This is a genomic window from Sphingomonas oleivorans, from assembly GCF_003050615.1.
GTDB classification, from domain to species: domain Bacteria; phylum Pseudomonadota; class Alphaproteobacteria; order Sphingomonadales; family Sphingomonadaceae; genus Sphingomonas_H; species Sphingomonas_H oleivorans.
In genome coordinates, this window is the sequence record NZ_NWBU01000017.1 from 116,406 (window position 1) to 139,154 (window position 22,749).

At 63.7% G+C, this 22,749-nt stretch carries 15 protein-coding genes, 1 pseudogene and 2 riboswitches; of the genes and pseudogenes, 10 read left to right on the top strand and 6 right to left on the bottom strand.

The features are described from left to right. The first annotated feature begins 16 nt into the window (after positions 1-16). The 4 genes and pseudogenes from CLG96_RS16960 to CLG96_RS19245 form a co-directional block, all read left to right on the top strand. Positions 17-757 (top strand): GntR family transcriptional regulator, encoded by a 741-nt coding sequence (locus CLG96_RS16960; protein ID WP_107969757.1) that lies wholly within the window; start codon positions 17-19, stop codon positions 755-757. Continuing rightward, positions 754-1,788 (top strand): SIS domain-containing protein, encoded by a 1,035-nt coding sequence (locus tag CLG96_RS16965; RefSeq protein ID WP_207796736.1) that lies wholly within the window; start codon positions 754-756, stop codon positions 1,786-1,788. Before CLG96_RS16960 ends, CLG96_RS16965 begins: the two co-directional genes overlap by 4 nt. Then, positions 1,788-2,933 (top strand): N-acetylglucosamine-6-phosphate deacetylase, encoded by a 1,146-nt coding sequence (gene nagA / locus CLG96_RS16970; protein WP_207796737.1) that lies wholly within the window; start codon positions 1,788-1,790, stop codon positions 2,931-2,933. The genes CLG96_RS16965 and nagA overlap by 1 nt, the downstream gene beginning before the upstream one ends. After that, positions 2,934-3,142 (top strand): annotated as a pseudogene (locus CLG96_RS19245) (hypothetical protein); the annotation flags it as partial. A 105-nt stretch (positions 3,143-3,247) separates the two neighbouring features. Here CLG96_RS19245 and CLG96_RS16975 read toward each other — a convergent pair. The 3 genes from CLG96_RS16975 to CLG96_RS16985 form a co-directional block, all read right to left on the bottom strand. Further along, positions 3,248-4,825: an amidohydrolase gene (locus CLG96_RS16975; protein ID WP_243395844.1), complete on the bottom strand. Its 1,578-nt coding sequence runs from the start codon at positions 4,823-4,825 to the stop codon at positions 3,248-3,250. Between the two features lie 101 nt (positions 4,826-4,926). Continuing rightward, entirely contained in the window at positions 4,927-7,806 is a 2,880-nt protein-coding gene (locus CLG96_RS16980; RefSeq protein ID WP_107969888.1) for a TonB-dependent receptor plug domain-containing protein, read from the bottom strand. Positions 7,807-8,364: 558 nt separating this feature from the next. Beyond that, positions 8,365-8,859 (bottom strand): Lrp/AsnC family transcriptional regulator, encoded by a 495-nt coding sequence (locus CLG96_RS16985; protein WP_107969759.1) that lies wholly within the window; start codon positions 8,857-8,859, stop codon positions 8,365-8,367. 213 nt (positions 8,860-9,072) lie between these two features. On the opposite strand from CLG96_RS16985, the gene CLG96_RS16990 reads away from it, so the two are divergent. Beyond that, complete coding sequence (locus CLG96_RS16990) at positions 9,073-11,520, top strand: zinc-dependent metalloprotease (protein WP_107969890.1); 2,448 nt, start codon at positions 9,073-9,075, stop codon at positions 11,518-11,520. 61 nt (positions 11,521-11,581) lie between these two features. On the opposite strand, the gene CLG96_RS16995 is transcribed toward CLG96_RS16990, so the two are convergent. Beyond that, complete coding sequence (locus CLG96_RS16995) at positions 11,582-12,976, bottom strand: L-serine ammonia-lyase (RefSeq protein ID WP_243395845.1); 1,395 nt, start codon at positions 12,974-12,976, stop codon at positions 11,582-11,584. A gap of 39 nt (positions 12,977-13,015) precedes the next feature. Further along, positions 13,016-13,082, bottom strand: a riboswitch (glycine riboswitch). A gap of 1 nt (position 13,083) precedes the next feature. After that, positions 13,084-13,170, bottom strand: a riboswitch (glycine riboswitch). A gap of 230 nt (positions 13,171-13,400) precedes the next feature. Here CLG96_RS16995 and CLG96_RS17000 point away from each other — a divergent pair. The 3 genes from CLG96_RS17000 (at position 13,401) to ahpF (ending at position 16,481) form a co-directional block, all read left to right on the top strand. Further along, positions 13,401-14,009, top strand: coding sequence for an outer membrane protein (locus tag CLG96_RS17000; RefSeq protein WP_107969763.1), 609 nt, complete (start codon positions 13,401-13,403; stop codon positions 14,007-14,009). A gap of 238 nt (positions 14,010-14,247) precedes the next feature. Continuing rightward, the gene (gene ahpC, locus CLG96_RS17005; RefSeq protein ID WP_107969765.1) at positions 14,248-14,811 is read left to right on the top strand and encodes an alkyl hydroperoxide reductase subunit C; all 564 of its coding nucleotides are present in this window, start codon (positions 14,248-14,250) and stop codon (positions 14,809-14,811) included. 86 nt (positions 14,812-14,897) lie between these two features. Then, positions 14,898-16,481, top strand: coding sequence for an alkyl hydroperoxide reductase subunit F (gene ahpF, locus CLG96_RS17010; protein WP_107969767.1), 1,584 nt, complete (start codon positions 14,898-14,900; stop codon positions 16,479-16,481). Positions 16,482-16,684: 203 nt separating this feature from the next. Here the strand turns inward: ahpF and CLG96_RS17015 are convergent, their stop codons facing one another. Further along, positions 16,685-16,966 carry a helix-turn-helix domain-containing protein gene (locus CLG96_RS17015; RefSeq protein WP_107969892.1) on the bottom strand — a complete coding sequence of 94 codons (282 nt, stop codon included), beginning with the start codon at positions 16,964-16,966 and terminating at the stop codon, positions 16,685-16,687. A 578-nt stretch (positions 16,967-17,544) separates the two neighbouring features. Between CLG96_RS17015 and CLG96_RS17020 the strand changes: the two genes are divergently transcribed. Together CLG96_RS17020 and CLG96_RS17025 are read left to right on the top strand one after the other, a co-directional pair. Further along, positions 17,545-18,222, top strand: coding sequence for a FadR/GntR family transcriptional regulator (locus CLG96_RS17020; protein WP_107969769.1), 678 nt, complete (start codon positions 17,545-17,547; stop codon positions 18,220-18,222). Between the two features lie 49 nt (positions 18,223-18,271). Beyond that, on the top strand, positions 18,272-20,020 hold the full coding sequence (locus tag CLG96_RS17025; protein ID WP_243395847.1) for a glycoside hydrolase family 13 protein: 1,749 nt from the start codon (positions 18,272-18,274) through the stop codon (positions 20,018-20,020). A gap of 206 nt (positions 20,021-20,226) precedes the next feature. Here the strand turns inward: CLG96_RS17025 and CLG96_RS17030 are convergent, their stop codons facing one another. After that, a complete protein-coding gene (locus CLG96_RS17030) occupies positions 20,227-22,560 on the bottom strand; it encodes a TonB-dependent receptor (RefSeq protein WP_165799691.1) in 2,334 nt (777 codons plus the stop codon). Positions 22,561-22,749: the final 189 nt, after the last annotated feature.

Genomic DNA, 22,749 nt, shown 5'->3' on the forward strand with positions numbered 1-22,749 from the left:
GGGGAGACCGAGACGAATGAGCCTGGCCGAGCAGATAGGACCGCTTGAGACGGAAATCCGCGCGCCGCTCTATCTGCGGCTGCAGCGGGCATTGCGCCGTGCCGTCGAGTCTCAACTACTCAAGCCCGATGAGGCGCTTCCCCCGGAACGCGATCTCGCCGCCGACTTCGATGTGTCGCGGATCACGGTGCGCAAGGCATTGGACGGACTGGTCGAGGAAGGCTTGCTGACCCGGCGACAGGGCGCGGGCACCTTCGTCAAGGGCGTGGTGGAAAAGCAATTCTCCAAGCTCACCAGCTTCTCGGAGGATATGGCGACGCGCGGGCGCAAGGTGCGTACCAAATGGCTGAGCAAATCGGAGGGCGCCGTTCGCCCCGAAGAGGCGCTGACACTGGGCCTGAGCCCCGGCACCCGCGTATTCCGTTTCCAGCGGGTCCGCTATGCCGACGACATGCCGATGGCGCTCGAACATTCGGTGATTTCGGGTTTCGGGCTTGCCGGCATCGATGCCGTCCACGATTCTCTTTATGAAGCGCTGCAAGCGACCGGCAGCCGCCCTGTGCGCGCGCTGCAGCGGCTGCGCGCCGTCCCGTTCGATGCCGAGCAGGCGATGCTGCTGGACGTCGAGCAGGGAGCGCCCGGCCTTTTCATCGAACGCCGCGGTTATCTGGAGGATGGTCGTCCGATCGAGATGACCCATAGCTGGTATCGCGGCGACGCCTATGACTTTGTCGCCGAACTGAATGAGCGCTCATGAACAAGTCCGCCGAAACCACCCAGATGTTCGCCGAGGCGAAGCAGGCAGCCGCGGTGGTCGCCGCCCAAGGCGCCGCCAATGCCGCTCGCATTGCGGCACTCGCGCTGAACCTGAGGGCCACGCCACCCAGCATGGTGCTTAGCTGCGCGCGTGGCAGCTCGGATCATGCCGCGACCTTCGCCAAATATCTGATCGAGACGCGTCTCGGAATTGCTGTCGCATCGCAGGCGCCCTCCATCGCCTCGGTCTATGGCATGGCGCCGCGCGCGCCCGATGCGCTTTGCCTTGCAATTTCGCAGTCGGGCAAGAGTCCGGACATTCTGGCGGCCGTGGAATCGTCAAGCCGCGCCGGCGCCTCCAGCGTGGCGCTCGTCAATGTCGAGGATTCGCCGCTCGCTAATCTTGCCGATCATGTCATTCCTCTGCGCGCCGGCCCCGAGCTGAGCGTGGCGGCGACGAAGAGCTATATTGCGACCATCGCCGCGCTCATCGATCTTGTTGCCGCCTGGAGTGGCGATAGGGAATTGGCGACTGCTCTCGCCGCCGCCCCGGGCCAGCTCGAAAATGCCTGGGCGGCGGACTGGTCGCCACTGGTCGAGCGCCTGCGCGACGTTCGCGGCCTATATGTGATCGGGCGCGGCCTGGGTCTTGGGATCGCGCAAGAAGCCGCGCTGAAATTCAAGGAGACTTGCGGGCTCCATGCCGAGGCCTTCAGCGCAGCCGAGGTACGCCACGGGCCGATGGCGCTGGTGAAGCAAGGCTTTCCGCTGCTCGTCTTCCGCCAGTCGGACGAAACCGAAAGCGGCATCGACGATCTGATTTCGGAGATCGTCGCGCGCGGCGGCGAAGTCATTGTTGCGGGCCCTGCCCCAAGAGGTGCGATCGCCCTCCCCTCCATATCCGCCCATCCGGTTATCGAGCCGATGCTGCAGATCCAATCCTTCTACCGCGCGGTCAATGCGCTATCGGTCGCACGCGGGCTCGATCCGGACAGGCCGCCCTATCTGGCCAAAGTGACGGAAACACTCTGATGCTCGCGCTTGCCAACGCCCGCATCCTCACCCCGGCCGGCTTTCTGGAAAATGCCGCCGTCCTGATCGAAGGCACGAAGATCTCGGGGATCGTCGGGAAGGACGATATCCCCGCAGACGCCGACATAACCGATCTGGACGGCCAGACGCTCGTTCCCGGCTTCATCGATACGCAGGTGAACGGCGGCGGTGGCGTCCTGTTCAATGATTCGCCCACGGTGGACGCGATCGCTGCAATCGGTGCCACACATCGGGCGTTCGGCACGACCGGCTTCCTGCCGACATTGATCAGCGACGATCTCGCCGTCGTGCGCCGTGGCATAGAGGCTGTGGGAGCAGCGATCGACGCCGGGGTTCCCGGCGTTCTCGGCATCCATATCGAGGGACCGTTCCTCAACGCCGACCGCAAGGGCATACATGACAAGTCGAAGATCCGCGCGCTGGACGACGAGGGCTTCGCCGCGATCACCAGCCTGAGGCGCGGCAAGACGCTGGTGACGCTCGCGCCCGAGCGGACGACGCCGGAGATGATCCGCCGCCTCGCAAATTATGGCGTGATCGTCGCTGCGGGGCATAGCGACGGCAGCTATCAGCAAATCCACACCGCGCTCGATTACGGCCTCACCGGCTTCACGCATTTGTTCAACGCCATGTCCCCCCTCACGGCGCGCGAGCCGGGAGTGGTCGGAGCCGCGCTCGAGGATGCGGAGTCCTGGTGCGGCCTCATCGTCGACGGAAGACATGTCCACCCGACGACGATGCGACTGGCGCTGCGCTGCAAGCCGGCCGATCGCTTCATGCTCGTTACCGACGCGATGCCCAGCGTCGGCAAGGTCGACAAGCATTTCCTGCTGCAGGGCCGGCCGATCAATGTCGTCGACGGAGTCTGCGTCAATCAGGACGGCACGCTGGCCGGCTCCGATCTGGACATGGCCATGGCGGTGCGCAACGCCCGGCACATGCTTGGCGTCAGCCTGGAAATGGCGGTGCGCATGGCCAGCCTTCATCCCGCCCGGTTTCTCGGCATCGATGCGGAAACGGGCACCATCGCGCCGGGCCTGAGCGCCGACATGGTGCTGCTCGACGACAGCGGACAGGTGCTGGAAAGCTGGATAGCGGGCAAAGCCGCAAGAGCCTTACGCTAAGCCGCCGTCCGGGCGCGTATCGCGAACGGCCCGACCCAGCGCATCGGCAGGTTTTGGTACCCGCCGGGCGAAGAGATGTGGCCGATCGGCGAACACCGGTCGAGCGGCGAAGGCGATTATGGATAGGCCTGCACCGCCCCACGCTGATCGCCACGATCGCCTACGCCCTTCTCCCGTCCCGCCGCCTCACCGCAACGGGACAGAAAAAGTCCCTGGTCCGCCTCCGCAGCCAAGCTGCTGCCCGCATTGTGACAAGCGCATCGCCGCAGCTGATTGATCCAGTCAGCCAAAGCCGCGCCAGACGAGCGGATCCGTCACTCCACGCCGGTATTCAGGTTCGGATATTGGATGCCGAGCTGTTCAAGGTAGCTCTTGTAACGGCTCGGGTCATAATAGAATTTCTCCATCTGCGGGCGCATCTGCTGCATCAGCTGCTGATTGAGGTGGATGGCCGGCTTGTCCTCGGGCGTCAGCACGGGGTCGTACTTCGCATCCTTGAGCTGGACGTTGTTGAAGAAGTCCTTCGCGCGCGTGACCAGGCTCGGCGTCGTCATGATGTCGAGCACCGTCATCGCCACCGCCTTGGCGCCCGCGACCGCGCCCTTATGGGCGATCGGCGTGGCCATGGCGATCGCCGAGGTGGCATGGTGCCCGATCATGTTGGGGATGTTCGACGGGAAGCGGATGGTGATGGTCGGCACCGTCCACATGATATCGCCGATATCGTCCGAGCCGCCGCCCATCGAAGGCCCGCGTGTCTCCGGCGTCGACAGCGGCGCGACCGTGGTGGCCAGCGGCTGGACCTTCAGCTTGTTCGCCACCTGCGCCGCACGGGCGAAGGCCTGGTCGTCGGTGGTCCATTTGGGCATGCCGACGGCCTTGATATTCTCATAGGCGGCCTCGGCCAGCGGACGATTGCCATAGTTCGGCGCGGCATAGCCGAGCAGCCGGCGGGTCACAGCGGTGCCGGTCGCCTTTGCGGCGGCTTCCGCGATCTCGTTGCCGGTCTCATAAAGGTTGCGGACGCTGTCGAAGCTCTGCTCGCGGAAATAATACCAGACCGAGGCCTCGCCCGGCACCACGTTCGGCTGGCCGCCGCCATTGGTGATGACGTAATGCGAGCGCTGCGTCACCGGCAGATGCTCGCGGCGCATGTTCCACGCTATGTCCATCAGCTCCACGCCATCCAGCGCGCTGTGGCCCGCCCAGGGCGCACCGGCGGCGTGGGACGTCTTGCCGTGGAAGCTATATTCCACGGACACCATGCCATTATTCCCCATATCGCCCCATCCGGTGCTGAAATCCCGGCTGACATGAGTGAAAATCGACGCGTCGACGCCCTTGAACATGCCCTCGCGCACATAGAAGGCCTTGGTGGCCAGCAGCTCCTCGGCCACACCCGGCCAGATCATCAGGCGGCCCGGAATCTTGTTCTTCTCCATCACATCCTTGGCCGCGAGTGCCGCCGCGACGATCAGCGGCATGCCGGAATTATGGCCTTCGCCATGGCCCGGCCCGCCCGCCACCATGGGCTTGCCGGTTGGCGTGCCAGGATATTGCGACACGCCGAGCAGGCCGTCTATGTCGCTGCCCAGCGCCACGAGCGGCCCGCCGGAGCCCCAGGTCGCCGTCCATGCCGTCGGGATGCCGGCCACGCCGCGGGTGATCTTGAAGCCGTTCTTTTCAAGAATGGCGGTAATATATTCCGAGGTCTTGAATTCCTGGAAACCCGGCTCCGCGAAGCTGAATATGGAATCCACCATCTCCTGCACCAGCTTGGCGCGCGCATCGACATTGGCGACCGCTTCCTTCTTCAGCGCCGGTTTCGCCTGGGCGTGAACGGCCTGCGGCACCATAGCGACCATCGCGGCCGAAACAGCCAGCGCAGCCATCGAATGTCTCTTGATCGTCATCATCCCTCCCTCGGGACGGGCATTCCGCCCCCTGCAAATGAAGCCAAAAGCCGCGCCTCGGCCGAGGCGCGGAAACCGCATCAGTAGGAAATGCGCAGGCCAAGCCGGAAAACGCGTCCCAGCACGTCGTACAAAGCACGGTTGGTCTGGGCATAAGCCGGCGTATTGTTCCCGGTCGGCCCGTTGCCCACCAGCACCGGATCGCGGTTGAGCAGGTTGCGGACAAACAGGAATGCCTGCGCCTTGGTCGGCCCGACGTCGAACATATGCGTCACCGAAGCATCGAGATAGAAGGCGCCATCGATGTCATTGTCGTTGATCGTCCGGTGTTCGACGGTCGAGGCCGGGCAGCCGGTCTGGCATTCGACGAACGAATTGTCATAGACGCCGCTGCTGAAGCCCCGTCCGGTCACGTTAAATGCCCAGGGGCCGGTCTCGTAATTGGCTGTCAGGCGGTAGTTCCAGTCGGGCGTGGCGTTGCCGCCGGCATTGACCCCGGCATATTCGATGGGGAAATCGATGCCGTTGTCGACCCGGTTGCTGATATAGTGCGTGGCGAGCGCACGCAGCGTCAGATTGCCCGGCCCCACCTCGCGACGATAGCTCAGTTCCAAGTCCAACCCCCGCGATTCCTGCGTAGCGAAGTTGAACGGCACCAGCCGGATGCCCGAGATATCGGTCGTGCTGCCAGGCGCGTAGCTGATATTGTCGCAGAACGCCTGAACATTCTGCTCATAGCACAGATTGACGGTGGTCTGCGCCGTCACCGTGCCGACCGCGCCATCCAGCGTGATGTCATAATAGTCGACCGACGCCGCGAAGCCCGGAAAGAAGCTCGGCGTCAACACCACGCCCAGGCCATAGGTTTCCGCCACTTCGGGCTTGAGCGCGGTGTTGCCGGTCGTCTGTTCGACGAACTGGTCGGCCCGGGTAGCGCCTCCGGTCAGCGGCACGTTGACCGTATTGGTGCGCGCTGTGCCCGGCGCGAACAACTCGCTCAGATTGGGCGCACGAATATCGCGTGAAACGGTCGCGCGAAGCTTGATATCGTCGATGATCTGCGAGGTTATGCCCGCCTTCCAAGTCGTGACGCTGCCCGATGTCGAATAGTCGGTGATGCGGACCGCGCCGTTGAAATCGGTGCCGTCAATGATCGGAAAGATCGTCTCGAAATAGGCTTCCTTGACGTTGTACGACCCGATGGTGGGCAGATAATTGCCATAGAGCCACCCCGAGTTGAACTGCGGCTCGACAAACCCGTCCACCGACTCCTTGCGATATTCGCCGCCGAATGCCACCGACACCGGCCCGGCCCAATTTTCGAACAGGTTGTTCGTCGAAAAATTGAACGCCGCCACATCCTGCTTGAGCGTCTGCCGCCGATAGGGCTGGTCGCCGTCGTTGAAGATATAGTCGATCGCCGCCTGGGTGACACCGCCGACGCCGATCCGGTTGAGCGGCACGCAGCCATTAGCAGGATCGGTGAGCGTCGACCGGCAGACGATCTGCCCGGTAGCCGGGTTGACGACCGCATCCGTCGCCAAGCTGACGCGGGCGTTGTTCCACGTGTTGATCAGCCGCTCGTTGAGGCTGGCGACGCCCTTCTGATAATAGGCATCCCATTTCCATTCCGCCCCGACCAATCCGAAGCCGCCATTCGCGCCGGCGACATAGCGCTCGACCTCGCGGACATTGTCGCTGCCCGCGGCCGGAATGCCGGCGTTGCTCGTGCCGATGGATATCGACGTAATGTCCGGGTCGTTCGCCGCGTTATAGGCCGCGATGCTCGTGCGGAAGCTGGTCGGCAGATAGGCGTTGTCGGTGCGGATCACCACGCCGGTGCTGGGGGTCTGCTGATAATAGCTCAGCCCCTCGTAACGCGAATAGGCGATCTGGCCGAACAGCTCGATATTGTCGGTGATGTCGAAGCTGAGCCGCCCGAACAGGCTGGCGCGATCCTCGTCGGGCACCAGCGAGTTGGAGCCCAGATGGCCCTCGCGAGTGATGCGATAATCGCCGCCGACCATCCACTGTCCGTTGGTCGGCCCGAAGGCCAGCTGGTTGACGCTCGCTTGGCCCGTGCTTGGATTGATCGTGCCGAAATAGGTGCCCCGGAAGGGGCCGGTGCTGATGAGGCCGCCCGGCGTGAACTGCCCGGGCCCAATCCCGGCCTGCACCAGGCGCGCGGGCTGGCCGTTGGTCGGCGTATAGGCGGGGTTGTCGATCTGGAAGAAGCCGGCATCGTTCCACGCGCGATCGATCGTGTGAACGCCGTCCTGCGTGAAATATTCGCCGCTCAGCAGGATGTGGCCGCGGCCGCCGGCGAATGGCGTACCATAGGTGAGCGACGCCTTATGGTTGGGATTGTCGCCATAGCTGGTCTCGCCATATTCATATTCGGCCTTGATGCCCGTATAATCACGGTCAAGAATGAAGTTGACGACGCCCGAAACCGCGTCCGATCCATAGGCCGAGGATGCGCCGCCGGTCACCACTTCCACGCGCTGGATCAGCGCCTGGGGAAAGGTGTTCACGTCGACCACGCCGGTCGCGGCCGACGCCACCGAACGCTGCCCGTCGAACAATACGAGCGTGCGGCTGGCGCCGAGCGCGCGCAGGTTGATCGAGGCGATGCCCGCAAGACCGCTGCTGAGCGCTCCGGATGAATTGGCCGCGGTCGAGCTGCCGCGCACCGAAGGAAGGGTGTTGACGAAGTCGGCGACGTTCGCGGGCGCCTCGGCTCTCAATTCCTTGTCACTGATGACGCTCACGGGCGTCGGCGAGTCGAAGCCGTCGCGCGCGATGCGCGTACCCGTCACCGTGATTTCGTCGAGCGGCGCGGGCCTATCCTGCGTGACCAGGCCATCTGCGGGCGGCTGTTCCTGTCCACCCGCCACATTGACGCTTTCCTCGTCGCTATTGGCCGCCTCGATCGGGCCTCCCTGCTGCGCATTGGCCATCTGCGCTCCGAGGCAAAGCGCCATGACATTAGCCGTAGTCAGAATATATCGCCTGACTGAACGATGCCTTGAACTATTACAGCCTACATATACGCTCCGAAAGATTGCCATGATTGCCCCCTTCAATATTCCATAGCGCTACGGGCAACCCTCTCCAGCGTTATATATTATAGTTTCTTAATCCAAATTCCATTTACTCCGACGAAACTTAGACAACATTACAAGTTAATGATTTCCTTAAGATGCAATAATCGTCCCGATTACATCTTCACAAACCAATTGATTTGCGCGCCCATGTCTTCGCCGAAGGGCGCGGCCCAACTGCCTGACCAGCCTCTCGCCGGCGGCAACCATTAGCTTCCCTCACACTGTTCAATGAAAAGTTATCAGATTGCCGGTTGCGGTTCCCGCTAATCTCGGGCGCGCAAAATGGTTTCTGCGTGGATTTCATGCGCAGAAACAGAAAAGTTTGCAGGATTGCTGCTTCAGGTTCGCAGGCGGTGACGCTTATCGAATCACCATAAGCAGGCACATGGCATATGCCTGCTTATGCTTGGCTCAGCTTAGTCCATGGAAAAGGATCGGCGGAACCGTACGCTGCGCAACCTCGCGCATCACGAAGCTGCTGCGAATCTTGGCGACATGGGGCAGCGTGGAAAGCTCGCTGCGATAGACCCTGTCATAATCCTCGAAGGACTTCACATGGACGATCATGAGGAAGTCCGTATCTCCGGAAACGAAGCTGCAATAGGACATTGACGGGCAGCGCACGACCGCGGTCTCGAACTCGTTGAGCGCTTGCTCGGCTTGAGAGCTGAGTTCGATCGCTACCATCACGACGATGCTGAAGCCCAGCCGGGACAGATCGAGATCGGCGGTATAGCCCCGCACGGCGCCGCGCTCCTCGAGGATCTTGCGCCGCCGGGCAGCCGCGGTGCTCGACAAATGAACGCGCTCGCCCAGGGCGACGTCCGAAGCGCGTCCGTCCTTCGAAAGCTCTCGAAGGATTCGATAATCCGTCTGATCGATCGCCGTAGAGCTGGAATCCTCCATGAAACGCCCCTTTCTCGCATGAAAACGTCAACTTTGGCGCAGATCCTGTGGTGGAATGACAGGAAGCGCAATGCCGATCATGCTAGCTTCGGCCGCGCACAAGCCCTGCTGCCGAGCGTCCCGCGGGCCGTGATCGTCCCGGGAGATGCGAATGGCGGGCTGGTTCTGGCTGCAGGCGGGATCGACCGTCATTTGGACAAGGGGGCAAGTTCGATGAAATGTGGAATCCTGGCGGCAAGCGGATGCGCGCTCCTGGCGCTCGCGGCCATGACCGGCGCTCCGGCTGCGGCGCAAGCGGGGGTGCAGACGGTCGCCAACGCCGACGGGCTTCTGCCGGTGCGCGTCAACGCGGCCGAGGGACGCATCCTGGTGACGCTTCCCGCGCCCGATCGCGAAGGGATTTCAGGCCGCTTTCTCCATGCGACCGCGCTGCGGACCGGGCTTGGCTCGGCCGCGATCCGGCTCGATCATGCGATGAACGGGCCAACAAGGATTCTCGCATTCCGCCGGCTCGGCAAGAAGATCGCGATCAGCTTCGAAAATCCGCGCTTCCGCGCCACGGGCGACGCAGCCGGGCAGACGGGCGCGCGCGAGAGCTTCCCGTTCAGCACTGTCTGGATGGCTGACATCGTCTCCACCGAGCCGGACGGCGGGGTGGTGATCGACATCGCGCCCTTCCTCACCCGCGACGTGATGGACATTGCAGGCAGCCTGAACGAGGGCGGCAAGGGCTTCAAGCTGGTGGATAGCCTCAGCGCAGCCGATCCCGGGTCGGTGAAGATATTTCCCGACAATATCGAGATGGAGGCGGTGCAAACCTTCCAGTCGGAGACCCCCGGCAAGGAGGTGGAGACTATCGCGTCCGATCCGAGGCAGGTGAGTTTCGTCGTCCACCATTCGCTGGTCCGGCTGCCCGACGCGGGTTATCAGCCACGCCGGTTCGATATCCGCGCGGGCGGCTTCGGCAGCCAGGTCTTCGACTTCGGCACGCCGCTCGGCCAGGATGTCGTCTATCAGCTCGCGAACCGCTTCCGCGTCGAGAAGATCGATCCCACGGCGGCGCGCTCGCGCGTCAAGAAACCGATCATCTTCTATATCGATCGCGCCGCCCCCGAGCCGGTCAGGACCGCGCTCGCCGAGGGGGTGGGCTGGTGGTCCCAGGCGTTCGACGCCGCGGGCCTGATCGATGCTTTCCAGGTGAAGATCCTGCCGGAGGGCGTCGATCCGCTCGACGTGCGCTACAATGTCGTGAACTGGGACAATCGGCTCACTCGCGGCTGGTCCTATGGTCAGGTGATCGCCGATCCGCGCACCGGCGAGATCGTCAAGGGCTCGGTCCTGCTGGGCTCGCTCCGCGTGCGCCAGGACATGATCATCTTCGAGGGGCTGGTGGGCGCCGGGGAGGATAATTCGGGCGGGCCGAACGATCCGGTGCGCGCCTCCCTCGCCCGCATCCGCCAGCTCGGCGCGCATGAAGTGGGCCATGCGCTCGGCTTCGTCCACAATTTCGCCGGCAGCACGCAGGGCCGCAGCTCGGTGATGGATTATCCCGCTCCGCGCATCGGGCTGACCAATGGCCGGATCGACCTTTCCGACGCCTATGCGACGGGCATCGGCGACTGGGACAAGTTCACCGTCGACTGGCTCTACGGCCAGCCCGCGCCGGGCGTCGATCCGGATGCCGCCGCCCACGCCAAGGCGGCGGCATTGCAGGCCTCCGGCATGCGCTTCGTCACCGATATCGACGGCCGGGCGCCCGACACACCGAACCCGTGGGGCAGCATGTGGGACGACGGCCCCGATCCGACCGCCGAGCTGATCCGCATGATGGCGGTGCGCCGCGTCGCGATCACGAATTTCGGGCCGGGCGTGCTGCGCCAATATGAGCCGCTGGCCAATCTCCGGCGCAAGTTCGTGCCGGTATGGCTGCTCCATCGCTATCAGGTGGATGCCGTCGCCAAGCTGATAGGCGGCATGGATTATGCCTATGCCGTTGCCGGCGACGGTCGTCCGCCGGCGGCGGCGGTGCCGGCGGCGACCCAATATGCCGCGCTCGATGCGCTGCTGGCGACGCTGTCCGCGACCGAGCTTGCCGTGCCCGACCGGCTCGTCGGCCCGCTTTCGTCCGGCGTCAACGGCCGCAGCGACCCGCAATATGATATTGAGATATTCAAGAATGCCGGGGCGGCCATGTTCGACCCGTTGGTGGCCGCGGATGTCGCCGCGCAGGTGACGCTCGATACGCTGCTCGCGCCGTCGCGCCTCATCCGCGTCTATGAGCAGCATCGCCGCGATGCCTCGCTGCTCGGCCTCGATGCTCTGCTCGATCGACTGATGGCGGCAACGGTCGATGCGCGCCACGACGCGGTCGGCCGGCGGATTGCCCACCGCACGATCGTGACGCTGGCGCGCACCGCGCGCGACCCGGCCACCTCGGTCGACGTCGCGGCGGTGATCGACGACCGGCTGCGCGGGCTTGCCGACCGGCTGGCCAGGAGCGCGGGCAAGGGCGAGGATGCGGCGTGGTGCCGCAGCGTCGCGCATCTGCTGCGCGACGACGAACGTCTGGAGCGCGAGCTCGCCAAGCGGCCCCGCGCTCCCGCCATTCCGGCCGGGATGCCGATCGGCGGCGCCGAAATGGGGTGGATAGACGAACTATGATGCGACGCGGGCGGTCCTTCCAAGGGCCGCCCGCGCTGCACATCCATGATCCGGTAATCGTTCAACAGGCGACGACGTTCACCGCGAGCCCGCCCAGGCTCGTCTCCTTATATTTGGCGCGCATGTCTTCGCCCGTCTGGCGCATCGTCTCGATCACCTGGTCGAGCGACACGATGTGGCGGCCATCGCCGTCCAGCGCCAGATAGGCGGCGTTGATCGCCTTGATCGCGCCCATCGTATTGCGCTCGATGCAAGGCACCTGCACCAGGCCGCCGATCGGATCGCAGGTCAGCCCCAGATTATGTTCCATGCCGATCTCGGCGGCATTCTCGATCTGCGCGTTGCTGCCCCCCAGCACCGCCGTCAACCCCGCCGCGGCCATCGAGCAGGCGACGCCCACCTCCCCCTGACAGCCCATTTCCGCCGCCGAGATCGAGGCGCGCGTCTTGTAGAGCATGCCGATCGCCGCTGCCGTCGCGAGGAAGGTGCGGATCGCTTCCCGGTCGCTGCCGCCCTCGAACGTCTCGAAATAGCGCAGGACCGCCGGGATCACGCCCGCAGCACCATTGGTCGGCGCGGTGACGACACGCCCGCCTCCGGCATTTTCCTCATTCACCGCCAGCGCCCAGAGGCTCACCCACCGCATCGCCTGCACCGGCGCGCCGCGCTCGATCCGGGCGAGAAGCGCGGCATGCAGATCCTTCGCCCGCCGGCGCACGTTGAGGCCGCCCGGCAGCACGCCTTCACGCGTCATGCCGCGATCGATGCAGGCGCTCATGGCGGCGTGAACCCCGTCGAGAAATGCCTGCGTCTCCGCCGGCGTGCGCCATGCTTCCTCGTTGCGGCACACGAGCGCACCCAGGCCGATCCCGGCAGCCTCGGCTTTTTCCAGCAGCTCGGCAGCGGAGGCGAAAGGATAAGGGACGACGATATCGGCGGTCTCCGCTTGCTCGCCCTCGCGCCGGATCGCGCCGCCGCCGATGGAATAATAACGCTGAACGAGCGTGCTGCCATCGGCGAAGCGGGCCGTCAGGTCCATGGCATTGGGATGGCCGGGCTCGAACCGATCGGGATGGAAGCGCAGATCGTCCTTCTCGACAAAGGCGACCGGATAGCCGCCATCGCCCGCGCCGCGGCCGAGCGGCAGCGCCCCCTGTGCGCGAGATCCGGCGAGAAATCCGGGCACCGCATCCGGATCGACCGTTTCCGGCTGCCAGCCGGCCAGCCCGAGCAGAACCGCGCCGTCGGTGCCGTGCCCCAGACCCGTCAGCGCCAGCGAGCCGTAAAGATCGCAGCCGACGCGCACCGCACGAACGGGATGGCGCAGGATCTCGCGCGCGAAGGCGGCGGCGGCACGCATCGGGCCGACCGTGTGCGAACTCGATGGGCCGATGCCGATCGTGTACAATTCGGTCAGGCTTATCCCAGGGTGAAGGAAAGGAACGACTGGCGGCACGGCACACTCCTCTCGCGGAAACTCCCGCAGGTGCATGCCCCTTCTGTCCTGTCGCCTGAGATCGCTATCCCGTCGGCGGGCGCCCGAAGCGCCTCTCTCCAGAATGTTGGCGCCGCACGGTCCTTCTGCCTGAGAGTTTCCGGGGCGGTTGCTCCTTCGGCGCCGGCAATGCCGATCTCTCCCATTACGACCAGGGAAGCGTGCCGAAGGAGATGGCTGAAGTCAAACATTCAGGCAGCCGAAGGAACGACCTAGCCTCCATCGGCTCGCACGGCGCAGCCAGGGCTGTCGATCGAAGCTCAATCATTCGATTTTTTGGAGCATTATTTTCTATTTTATTCGGATTTCCCGCAATGAGATCGCTGCCTAAATCCCCCCTGACGGCCGTCGGACCGGCGGCTCGATCCATCCAGGGAGATTGAAAATGAAGAAGATTCTTTCCTCGGCAGCCGCGCTCGCGCTGGTGGCGGGCTTCGGCGGCGCAGCATCGGCGGAGCCATTCAATGGCCCGTTCGTCGGTGTGCAGGCCGGCTGGAACAAGGACGATCTGGGTACGCCATCGACCCCGCTGGGCGATTTGCAGGTCGGTCGCTCGCAGGATGCGTTCGTGGGCGGCGTCTTCGCCGGCTACGACTATAAGATCGCACCGCGCATCGTCATCGGCGCGGAAGGCGGCGTGAATTTCGGCGCCGACGACAGCATCGTTCGCACCTCCGGCACGTCGCGCCTGACCATCGATCCGAAGCGCTCGCTCGATCTGACGGCACGCGCAGGCTATCTCGTGACCGACAACACGCTCATCTATGGCCGCGCCGGCTATACGAACGTGCGGGCGCGGACCACATTGACGGATGCGACCGGGACGCGCTCGGCCTCCTCGAACCGCGATGGCTGGCTGATCGGCGGCGGCGCCGAGCGGGCGGTGGCGCAGAATATCTCGACGCGGCTGGAATATCGCTACTCCGACCTGAGCGAGGGCGACGGCAAGTTTGACCGTCACCAAATCCTCCTGGGTGTCGCCTATCGCTTCTGACGCGGGCGCAGACGGGATGGCGCGGCAAGGCTGCGCCATCCCGCCCGGCTCGCGATCGGATTGTCGGGACCGTCATGGACTGGCTTGACGGCTGTCGGCGCATTGCGCTTTGGTTAACAAATTTATCAATCATGCACGATTGATTGCCTGGATCGATCTATAAGAGCGGGATTACCAATTTCCGTATCGCGTCGGCTGACGCTAAATCAGGTCCGTCCGATGCAAAGGAGATTCATGCATGTCGATCATTGGTAGCTCGCTCAAGCCCTTCAAGGCCGAGGCCTATAAGGAAGGGAAGTTCGTCACGGTCACCGAGGCCGATGTGGCAGGCAAGTGGGCGATCTTCTTCTTCTATCCGGCCGACTTCACCTTCGTCTGCCCGACCGAGCTCGAGGACCTCGCGGACAATTATGCCGAGTTCCAGAAGCTGGGCGTGGAAATCTACAGCGTCTCGACCGACACGCATTTCTCGCACAAGGCGTGGCACGACAGCTCGCCCGCAATCGGCAAGATCAGCTACACCATGCTTGGCGATCCGAGCGGCCAGATCACCAACAATTTCGGTGTGATGCGCGAGGGCGTGGGCCTGGCTGACCGTGGCACCTTCCTGGTCGACCCCGAGGGCGTCATCCAGTTCACCGAGGTGACCGCCGAAGGCATCGGCCGCAATGCCACCGAGCTGCTGCGCAAGGTCAAGGCCGCGCAATATGTCGCCGCCCACCCGGGCGAAGTCTGCCCGGCGAAGTGGGAAGAGGGTGAAAAGACCCTCGCCCCGTCGCTCGACCTGGTCGGCAAGATCTAAGCCCTGCGGCTTCTATCGGCATCCGGGGGCGGCAGCCGCCGTCCCCGGAGCTCCCGCAGCGGACAATATAGTTTGGAGTAGAGAGCATGTTGGACGCCAACCTCAAGCAGCAGCTGCAGGCCTATCTCGGCAACATCACCCAGCCGATCGAGCTGGTCGCGTCGCTCGACGACAGCCCGAAATCGGCCGAGCTCAACGCGCTGCTGGAGGATATCGCCTCGCTGTCGGACAAGGTCAGCCTCTTCCGCAAGGATGACGACAAGCGCCGCCCGAGCTTCATGATCCGCCGCGCGGGCACCGACATCGGCGTGCGCTTCGCGGGCCTGCCAATGGGCCATGAATTCACCTCGCTCGTCCTCGCCCTGCTGCAGGTCGGCGGTCATCCGTCGAAGGCCGCGCAGGAGCTGATCGAGCAGGTCAAGAATCTCGACGGCGACTATGCCTTCGAAACCTATTTCTCGCTCTCCTGCCAGAACTGCCCGGATGTCGTGCAGGCGCTGAACCTGATGAGCGTGCTCAATCCGCGCATCAGCCATGTCGCCATCGACGGCGCGCTGTTCCAGGACGAGGTCGCCGAGCGCAAGGTGATGGCCGTGCCGACCATCTTCCTGAACGGCGAGCCGTTCGGCCAGGGCCGGATGGAGCTGGAGCAGATCGTCGCCAAGATCGACAGCGGCGCCTCGGCGCGCGCGGCCGAGAAGATCAACGCCAAGGATCCGTTCGACGTGCTTGTCGTCGGCGGCGGCCCGGCGGGTGCGGCGGCGGCGATCTATACCGCACGCAAGGGCGTCCGCACCGGCATCGCGGCCGAGCGCTTCGGCGGCCAGGTGCTCGACACCATGGCGATCGAGAATTTCATCTCGGTGCCGCACACCGAAGGGCCGAAGCTCGCCGCCCATCTGGAGCAGCACGTCAAGGATTATGACGTCGACATCATGAATCTGCAGCGGGCGACGGCGCTGGTTCCGGCGAAGACGCCCGGCGGATTGCATGAGGTGAAGCTGGAGAATGGGGCATCGCTCGAGGCGCGGACCGTGATCCTGTCCACCGGCGCGCGCTGGCGCCAGATGAACGTGCCCGGCGAGGACGAATATCGCAACAAGGGCGTGGCCTATTGCCCGCATTGCGACGGCCCGCTGTTCAAGGGCAAGCGCGTCGCGGTGATCGGCGGCGGCAATAGCGGCGTCGAGGCGGCGATCGACCTCGCCGGTATCGTTGCCCATGTCACGCTGATCGAGTTCGACAGCGATCTGCGCGCCGATGCAGTGCTGCAGCGCAAGCTCGCCAGCCTGCCCAATGTGAAGGTGATCACGTCGGCGCTCACCACCGAGGTGCGCGGCGATGGCGAGAAGGTCGTCGGCCTGACCTACAAGGACCGCAACCATGATATGGTCCATGAGGTCGCGCTGGAGGGCATCTTCGTCCAGATCGGCCTGGTGCCCAACACCGAATGGCTGAAGGGCGCGATCGCGCTCAGCCCGCGCGGCGAGATCGAGATCGACCATCGCGGCGAAACTTCGCAGCCCGGCATCTTCGCAGCCGGTGACGCGACCACGGTGCCTTACAAGCAGATCGTGATCGCGATGGGCGAAGGATCGAAGGCGGCGCTGTCGGCGTTCGATTATCTGATCCGGCTCGCTCCGGCGGACAATATGGCTGCGGCCGCCTGACGCGAACTACATCTCCTTTCCACTATCCTCGGAAAAGCTCCGAGGCCGGCCACCCGGCGGCGCCCCCCCCGCCCCGGGTGGCTTTTTGTTCGCACCGCCGGCTGGAAAGATTTGAGTCCCCTCCTGCGGCCGGCCTTCGTTCAAGACAGCCGATGACCCTAGGGATCATTGCCCCCTCGCCAGCATCGACGATCAAAGGTGCATCAGTCCGCTTCGACAGAAGCGAAGTGGCGAGCGACGAGAGCGACCTGCGTGCGATTGCGGACGTTCAGCTTGCGCATCAACGCGGTCATATGCGCCTTGACGGTCGCTTCCGCTATGCCGAGCGCAAAGGCGATCTGCTTGTTGGGCATGCCCGACTGCACGCCTTCCATGACCCTGAGCTGCGTAGGCGTCAGCGCAAGATCACGGCTCGGAACATGCGTCGCGCCCCAGGACGGCGAATGCCCGATTGAAACCTGCTCGTTGAGGCTTTCCAAGTTCATCATTTCTCCCTCTCCGCCACCATTTAAGAGTGGATTGTCGACCGCCTGTCGAGGCCGCCGCCCACTGCCATCGGGGCGCGCTCAATTGCGATGCATGAGCGCTGTTCTTGGCCTTCCCAGAACTGCGTCGCTGACGCTGCGCCAGCAGTCATACAGATTACCGCCTCCAAGCAGCGGCACTCAGAACTGGTACGACAACTATTCGATATGCGGAGACTCGTTGAGGGGTCAATAGCCAATTTTCCCCTGTTTCACGGCCGGGGAATCTGCCATACCGTTAAGTAATTAGACCGCCGGTCTCGATGCTATCGCAAGCTGTACGACAGACTTGCGGACTCGGGGAGAGCAGGTGAGAGGAGAGGCTGTGGATGAGAGGCATGTTGTGCCTTGCGACGTAGCGGTCGAGCGCGTTCGCACAGGGCAGCTATCGCAAAATGGCTTCCATCCATGAGCGCCGACCCTGGATGGCTCCCGCCTTCGGCTGCGCCGGACATGTCCGTGCTGCCGATCGCCAGGATCGGATTTCATCCGGCGCATCGGCAATTCCGGCCTTTTGCCGGAATCGATAAGGACCGCGCATGAACGGGCGCCGCCTTGTCGATCGTGTCTATGCCGACGTCGTCCGGATCATTGAGCAGAACGACCTCAAGACGGGTGATCGCCTGCCCGCCGAGGCGCGCCTGGCCGACATGCTTGCCGTTTCGCGCACGGTGGTTCGCGAAGCGCTCGTGCGGCTGGGTTCGGATGGCATCGTCGAGGCTCGCCGAGGTGCCGGCTCCTTCGTGAAACGCCGCCCATCCGGGCGACTGTCCGATCACATGCCCATGTCCGAGCTGTCGGCGACGCTCGGCACCTATGAGGTACGCTTCGTGCTGGAGGCCGAGGCCGCCCGGCTGGCGGCCACGCGCCGCTCCGAAGCGGATATGGACGCCATCTCGGCCGCAATGGATGCCTTGCGCAACGCCCTGCTGTCGAACAGCCCGGCCCATGAAGAGGATATGGCGCTGCACCAGGCGATCATGCGGGGCACGGGCAATCAGGCTTTCGTCGCGGCCTTCGAGCGGATGCATGAGGAGGTGGATCGGGTCATGCAGGCCGGCGTCGATATTTCCCGGTCGCGCTCCGCGCAGGCGATCCAGGCGATGATCGACGAGCATGAGACGGTGGTGGAAGCGATCCGCCACCATGATGCCGATGGCGCGGCGCTCGCCATGCGCTGGCATCTTTCACAGGGCCGCAAACGACTAATGCCGTGACGCGGTCGCTCATGACCATGCACGGCGCTCATAGGGAGGAAGGGAAGCGATGCTGAAGAGCTGGTTGAATGGCACTGTCGCACTAGGAATGGCCCTGCTCGCTTCGGGCTGCGCAGTCGCCGCCGAGCCCGTGCAGGGCAACACATCTCCTACCCCGATGAAGATGCCCGCCAATCCGGCGGCGGCACAGGCGGACTGGTGGAAAAAAGCGGTTTTCTACGAAGTCTATCCGCGAAGCTTCGCCGACAGCGACAATGATGGCGTCGGCGACCTGAAGGGCATTGCCGGCCGGATCGATTATCTGCGGGATCTTGGCATCGATGCGATCTGGTTGACGCCGATGTTCCCCTCGCCTCAAGTCGACTTCGGCTATGACGTGTCCGACTTCAAGGATGTGGACCCGCAATATGGCACGCTTGCCGATCTCGACCGGCTGATCGCACTCGGCAAGCAGAATGGCGTCAAGCTGGTGCTGGACCTCGTCATCAATCACACATCGGATCAGCATGAGTGGTTCAAGCAGGCCAGCAGCGCGCGCGACAATCCCTATCGCGATTTTTACATCTGGCGCGATGGCAAGGCCGGTGGTCCGCCCAACAACTGGACCTCGCAATTTGGTGGCCCGGCCTGGACCGGGAATTCGAAGGCCGGCCAATATTATTATCATATGTATACGCCGGAGCAGCCCGACCTGAACCTGCGCAATCCGAAGGTTGAAGCGGCGATGTTCGACATCGTTCGCTGGTGGTTCGACAAGGGCGTCTATGGCTTCCGCCTCGATGCGGTCGATTCCATGTTCGAACGCGAGGATCTGAAGGATAATCCAGAACTTCCCGGCAAGGACGAATATGGGATGCCCCGGCAGGAGCGCATCAACAATTATCGTCTGCCCGAAGTCCATACTCAGCTGCAGCGGCTGCGCGGGCAGGTGGTCGATCGCTATCCCGGCCGGGTGCTGATCGGCGAGACCTATGCCGAGACGGGCAAGGACATCGCCCGCTATTACGGCCCGCGCAATGACGAGATCCAGATGCCGATGTTCCTGAGCCTGATCAGGGCAAAGCCGTTCGCGGCATCGTCGCTGCGTGAACGCATCGAGGCGGTGGAAAACAATCCGGTGGGCGGCTGGCCGACCTTCGCGCTCGACAATCATGACAACATCCGCGCGGCCAGCCGGCTGACGCCACCCGGCCATGATCCGGACGATATAGCGAAGCTGACGGGCGCCCTGCTGCTGACGCTGCGCGGCACGCCGATCCTCTATTATGGGCAGGAGATCGGAATGCTGAACAACGATCCGAAGCGGGTCGAGGATGTGCAGGATCCGATCGGCCGCAAGGGCTGGCCGCAGGAGAAGGGCCGCGACGGCGAACGCACGCCCATGCAGTGGGATGCATCGGTCAATGCGGGCTTCAACCGCGGTGCCAAGCCCTGGCTGCCGGTCGGTGACGATTATCGCACCCGGAACGTCGCCGCGCAGACGTCCGATCCCAGCTCTGTCCTCTCATGGTATCGCCAGTTGATCGCGCTGCGCCGGACGCATCCGGCATTTCTGGGCGATTTCATATCGGTGGACCGGACCAATCCCTCTGTCCTGGCTTTTCTGCGCAGCTCGCCCGAGGCGACCGTGCTCGTCCTTCTCAACTTGAGCGACAAGCCGGCAACGGTCGGCCTTGCCGCGGTGGAGGCAGTGCGCATCACGAAACCGCTGGCCGTGAACGGCGCAAGCGCCAGCGGGAGCGAAGTCAGCCTGAAGCCCTTCGGCGCCTATGTCGCGGAGATTGCGCGCCGGAAGTGACGCGACGGCCGGCTGCCAGCCGGCCCGTCGATCGATATCGGGGCCTGACTCGCCAAATGCAGGGAGTCGGGCTTCGATATTTTGTGAATTCAGCCGTGCTGAATCAAAGATCCGCCGGCAGCCGGCCTGCCCGCAAATAACCGCTCCTCATAAGCGGCCGGAACCTCATGGCTCGGCCGCTCATGGGGGGGCATAGGCCTTGGCCCTCAGAAGCGGAACGACACCTGCCCGCCAATGGTGCGGTGCGCGTCGATCGCCGGCGTATGGACCAGCGTTCCCGGCGCTGCGAAAACCGAGCGGTTGATGCGCGCGACATAGAACTTGTCGAAGAGGTTGCGGAAATAGAGGCCAACGCGCCAGCTGTCATCCTCCGCCCCGAAGCTCACATTGCCGTTGAACAGGCCGTAGCTCGGAACGATGGTGAAAGGATCGCCCGCGACCGTATAGGTCCTGCTCCGCCATGTATAAACGACATTGGCGTCGATCGAATGATCGCCAAGCGGAACGGAATAATCGCCGCCCACAGTATAGGCATATTTCGGAGCATAGATCAGCGGCTTGCCCGCCGCCTGATGCACGCGCGTCGTGGTGCCCGGCGCGATGTAGCAGCCGGGGCCCGGCGACGGGTTGAGCGGCTGGCCGGCATAGCAGGAGGTGAGGAAATCCGTATATTTGGTCGGCGTATAGGCGACGCTCCCGTTCAGCGAGAAGTTGCGCGAAAGACGCAGTTGCGAGTCCGCCTCAATGCCTCGCGAGCGCAGGCCGCCCGCATTGGCCAGCACGATCGAAAGGCTGCCGTCCGGGAATTGCGTGACCGTCTGCGTCTGGAAATTCTTGAACTTCTGCGTAAAGGCGGTGACGTTGAGCGTCAGCGCCCGATCGAATAATTGGGACTTCACGCCGATCTCGTAATTGGTCACCGTTTCCGGCTCCACCTTGCGGACATTGCCGCGGATCGTCGCGATCGCCGGTGCCTTATAGCCCTGCGACGCCGTCGCATAGATCATGAAGCTGCGCGACGGCTCATATTGCACCGTCACCTTCCCCGAAAAATCATCCTGCTCGTCGGACAGCGCGGCCGGCGCGAATAGCACGGTCTGCGGGAGAAGCGTGAAATTGGGATCCGCGCTCGTGCGGAAGCTCGCGAAGACGCGATCATGCGTATAGCGCCCGCCGAGAATGGCGGTGAACTGGTCCGTCAGGTGCAGATTGGCCTGCCCGAACGCCGCATAGCTGCGCGATTTGGCGCGATAGTTGCCGACACCTCCCACCGGGCTGAGCAGCGTGCCGGGGGGCAGGTCGGTGCGGAAGAAGGTGCCGCCCTGCCGCTCCTCCGCATGGACGTCGAGGTCGAAGAAATAGACGCCGACGACATAGTCGAGGAAGCCGCCAGTGGGCGAGTTCAGCCGGATCTCCTGCGAAATCTGATCGGCGGTGAGGAAATTTCTGTTGTAGCTGAAGATAGGAAGCGACGTATAATCGAGGTCGGACTGCGAGTAATTTTTCTGGTGCTTGTACGCGGTGACGGATGTCAGCGTATAATCGCCCAGATGATAGCTGATATTCGCCTGGATGCCTTCGGACTTGACCGTGGCGAAGGGATGGGTGTCCTGCGCGAATTGCTCGGTGGTCGAGCTCGGCGTGATGCCATAGCCGCCGAGGACCTGGGCCAGATCGATCGTATTGGCCGCGCCGGTATAGGGCACAAGCCGGCGATGGACGTTGAGATAGCCCAGGCCGGTGTTACGATGGTTCTGATAATCGGCGATGATATAGGCTTCGAGGTCGGGCACCGGCTCCCAGAGCAGCTTGCCCTTCAGCGCATAATCCCGATAGCCGGTGGCGCGCTGGCCGTTGAAGCGGTTCCGGGACGTCCCGTCGCGACGCTGATAGATGCCCGTCGCGCGGAAGGCGAGATTTTCCGCGACCGGCACATTGACCGTGTTGTCGAGCAGGATCTCGTCATAGCTTCCATAGCGGTATCGGCCGATGACTTCGGTTTCGCCGAGCCTCGGCTTCTGCGTCACGACGAAGACCACGCCGCCCGAGGCATTTTTGCCGAACAATGTGCCCTGAGGCCCGCGCAGCACCTCGACGCGCTCGATATCGCTCAGCGTGTTGATGCCAATGTTGCGGGGCGTGCCCTGCACGACATCGTCGACGACCGTAGCGACGGCCTTTTCCAGATTATAGTCCACGCCCTGACTGCCGACGCCCCGGATCTGGAAGCCTGCGCCCTGGCTGGGATTGAAGCTGAGGGAAGGAGCAACCCGCTGAAGGTCCTCGGGCCGCGTGAACCCCGAATTGTTGATGGCTTCGGAGGATACTGCGGTGATCGACGCTGGCACATCTTGCAGGCGCTGGCTGCGCCGCTGGCCAGTCACGATGATTTCCTGAGCAGCCGCTTCCGGTTCGGCGGGAGCGGCTTCCGTCGGGCTTGCAACCGCGTCGGCAGGAGCGACCGATTGTCCGAACGCCGGCTGGCCCATGCCCGCGGACAGACCGACAAGCAATGCGATCAGGCTCGTTTCGCGAAGCACCGATCGTCTTGCTCGGCTTGGGGTGTCCCGATGACAAAGGGCAAGGCATTCAGCCGGCATTTTTCTCTCCTTGTGATTGGGGGCGTTACGCCCCGCTCGTGCACAGGAAATGCATAGACCTTCTGCCATCGACCAACATCAGCGACTAAGGTCGTAGACGCGCGCGCTACGGCTACAATCGCCGTGCCC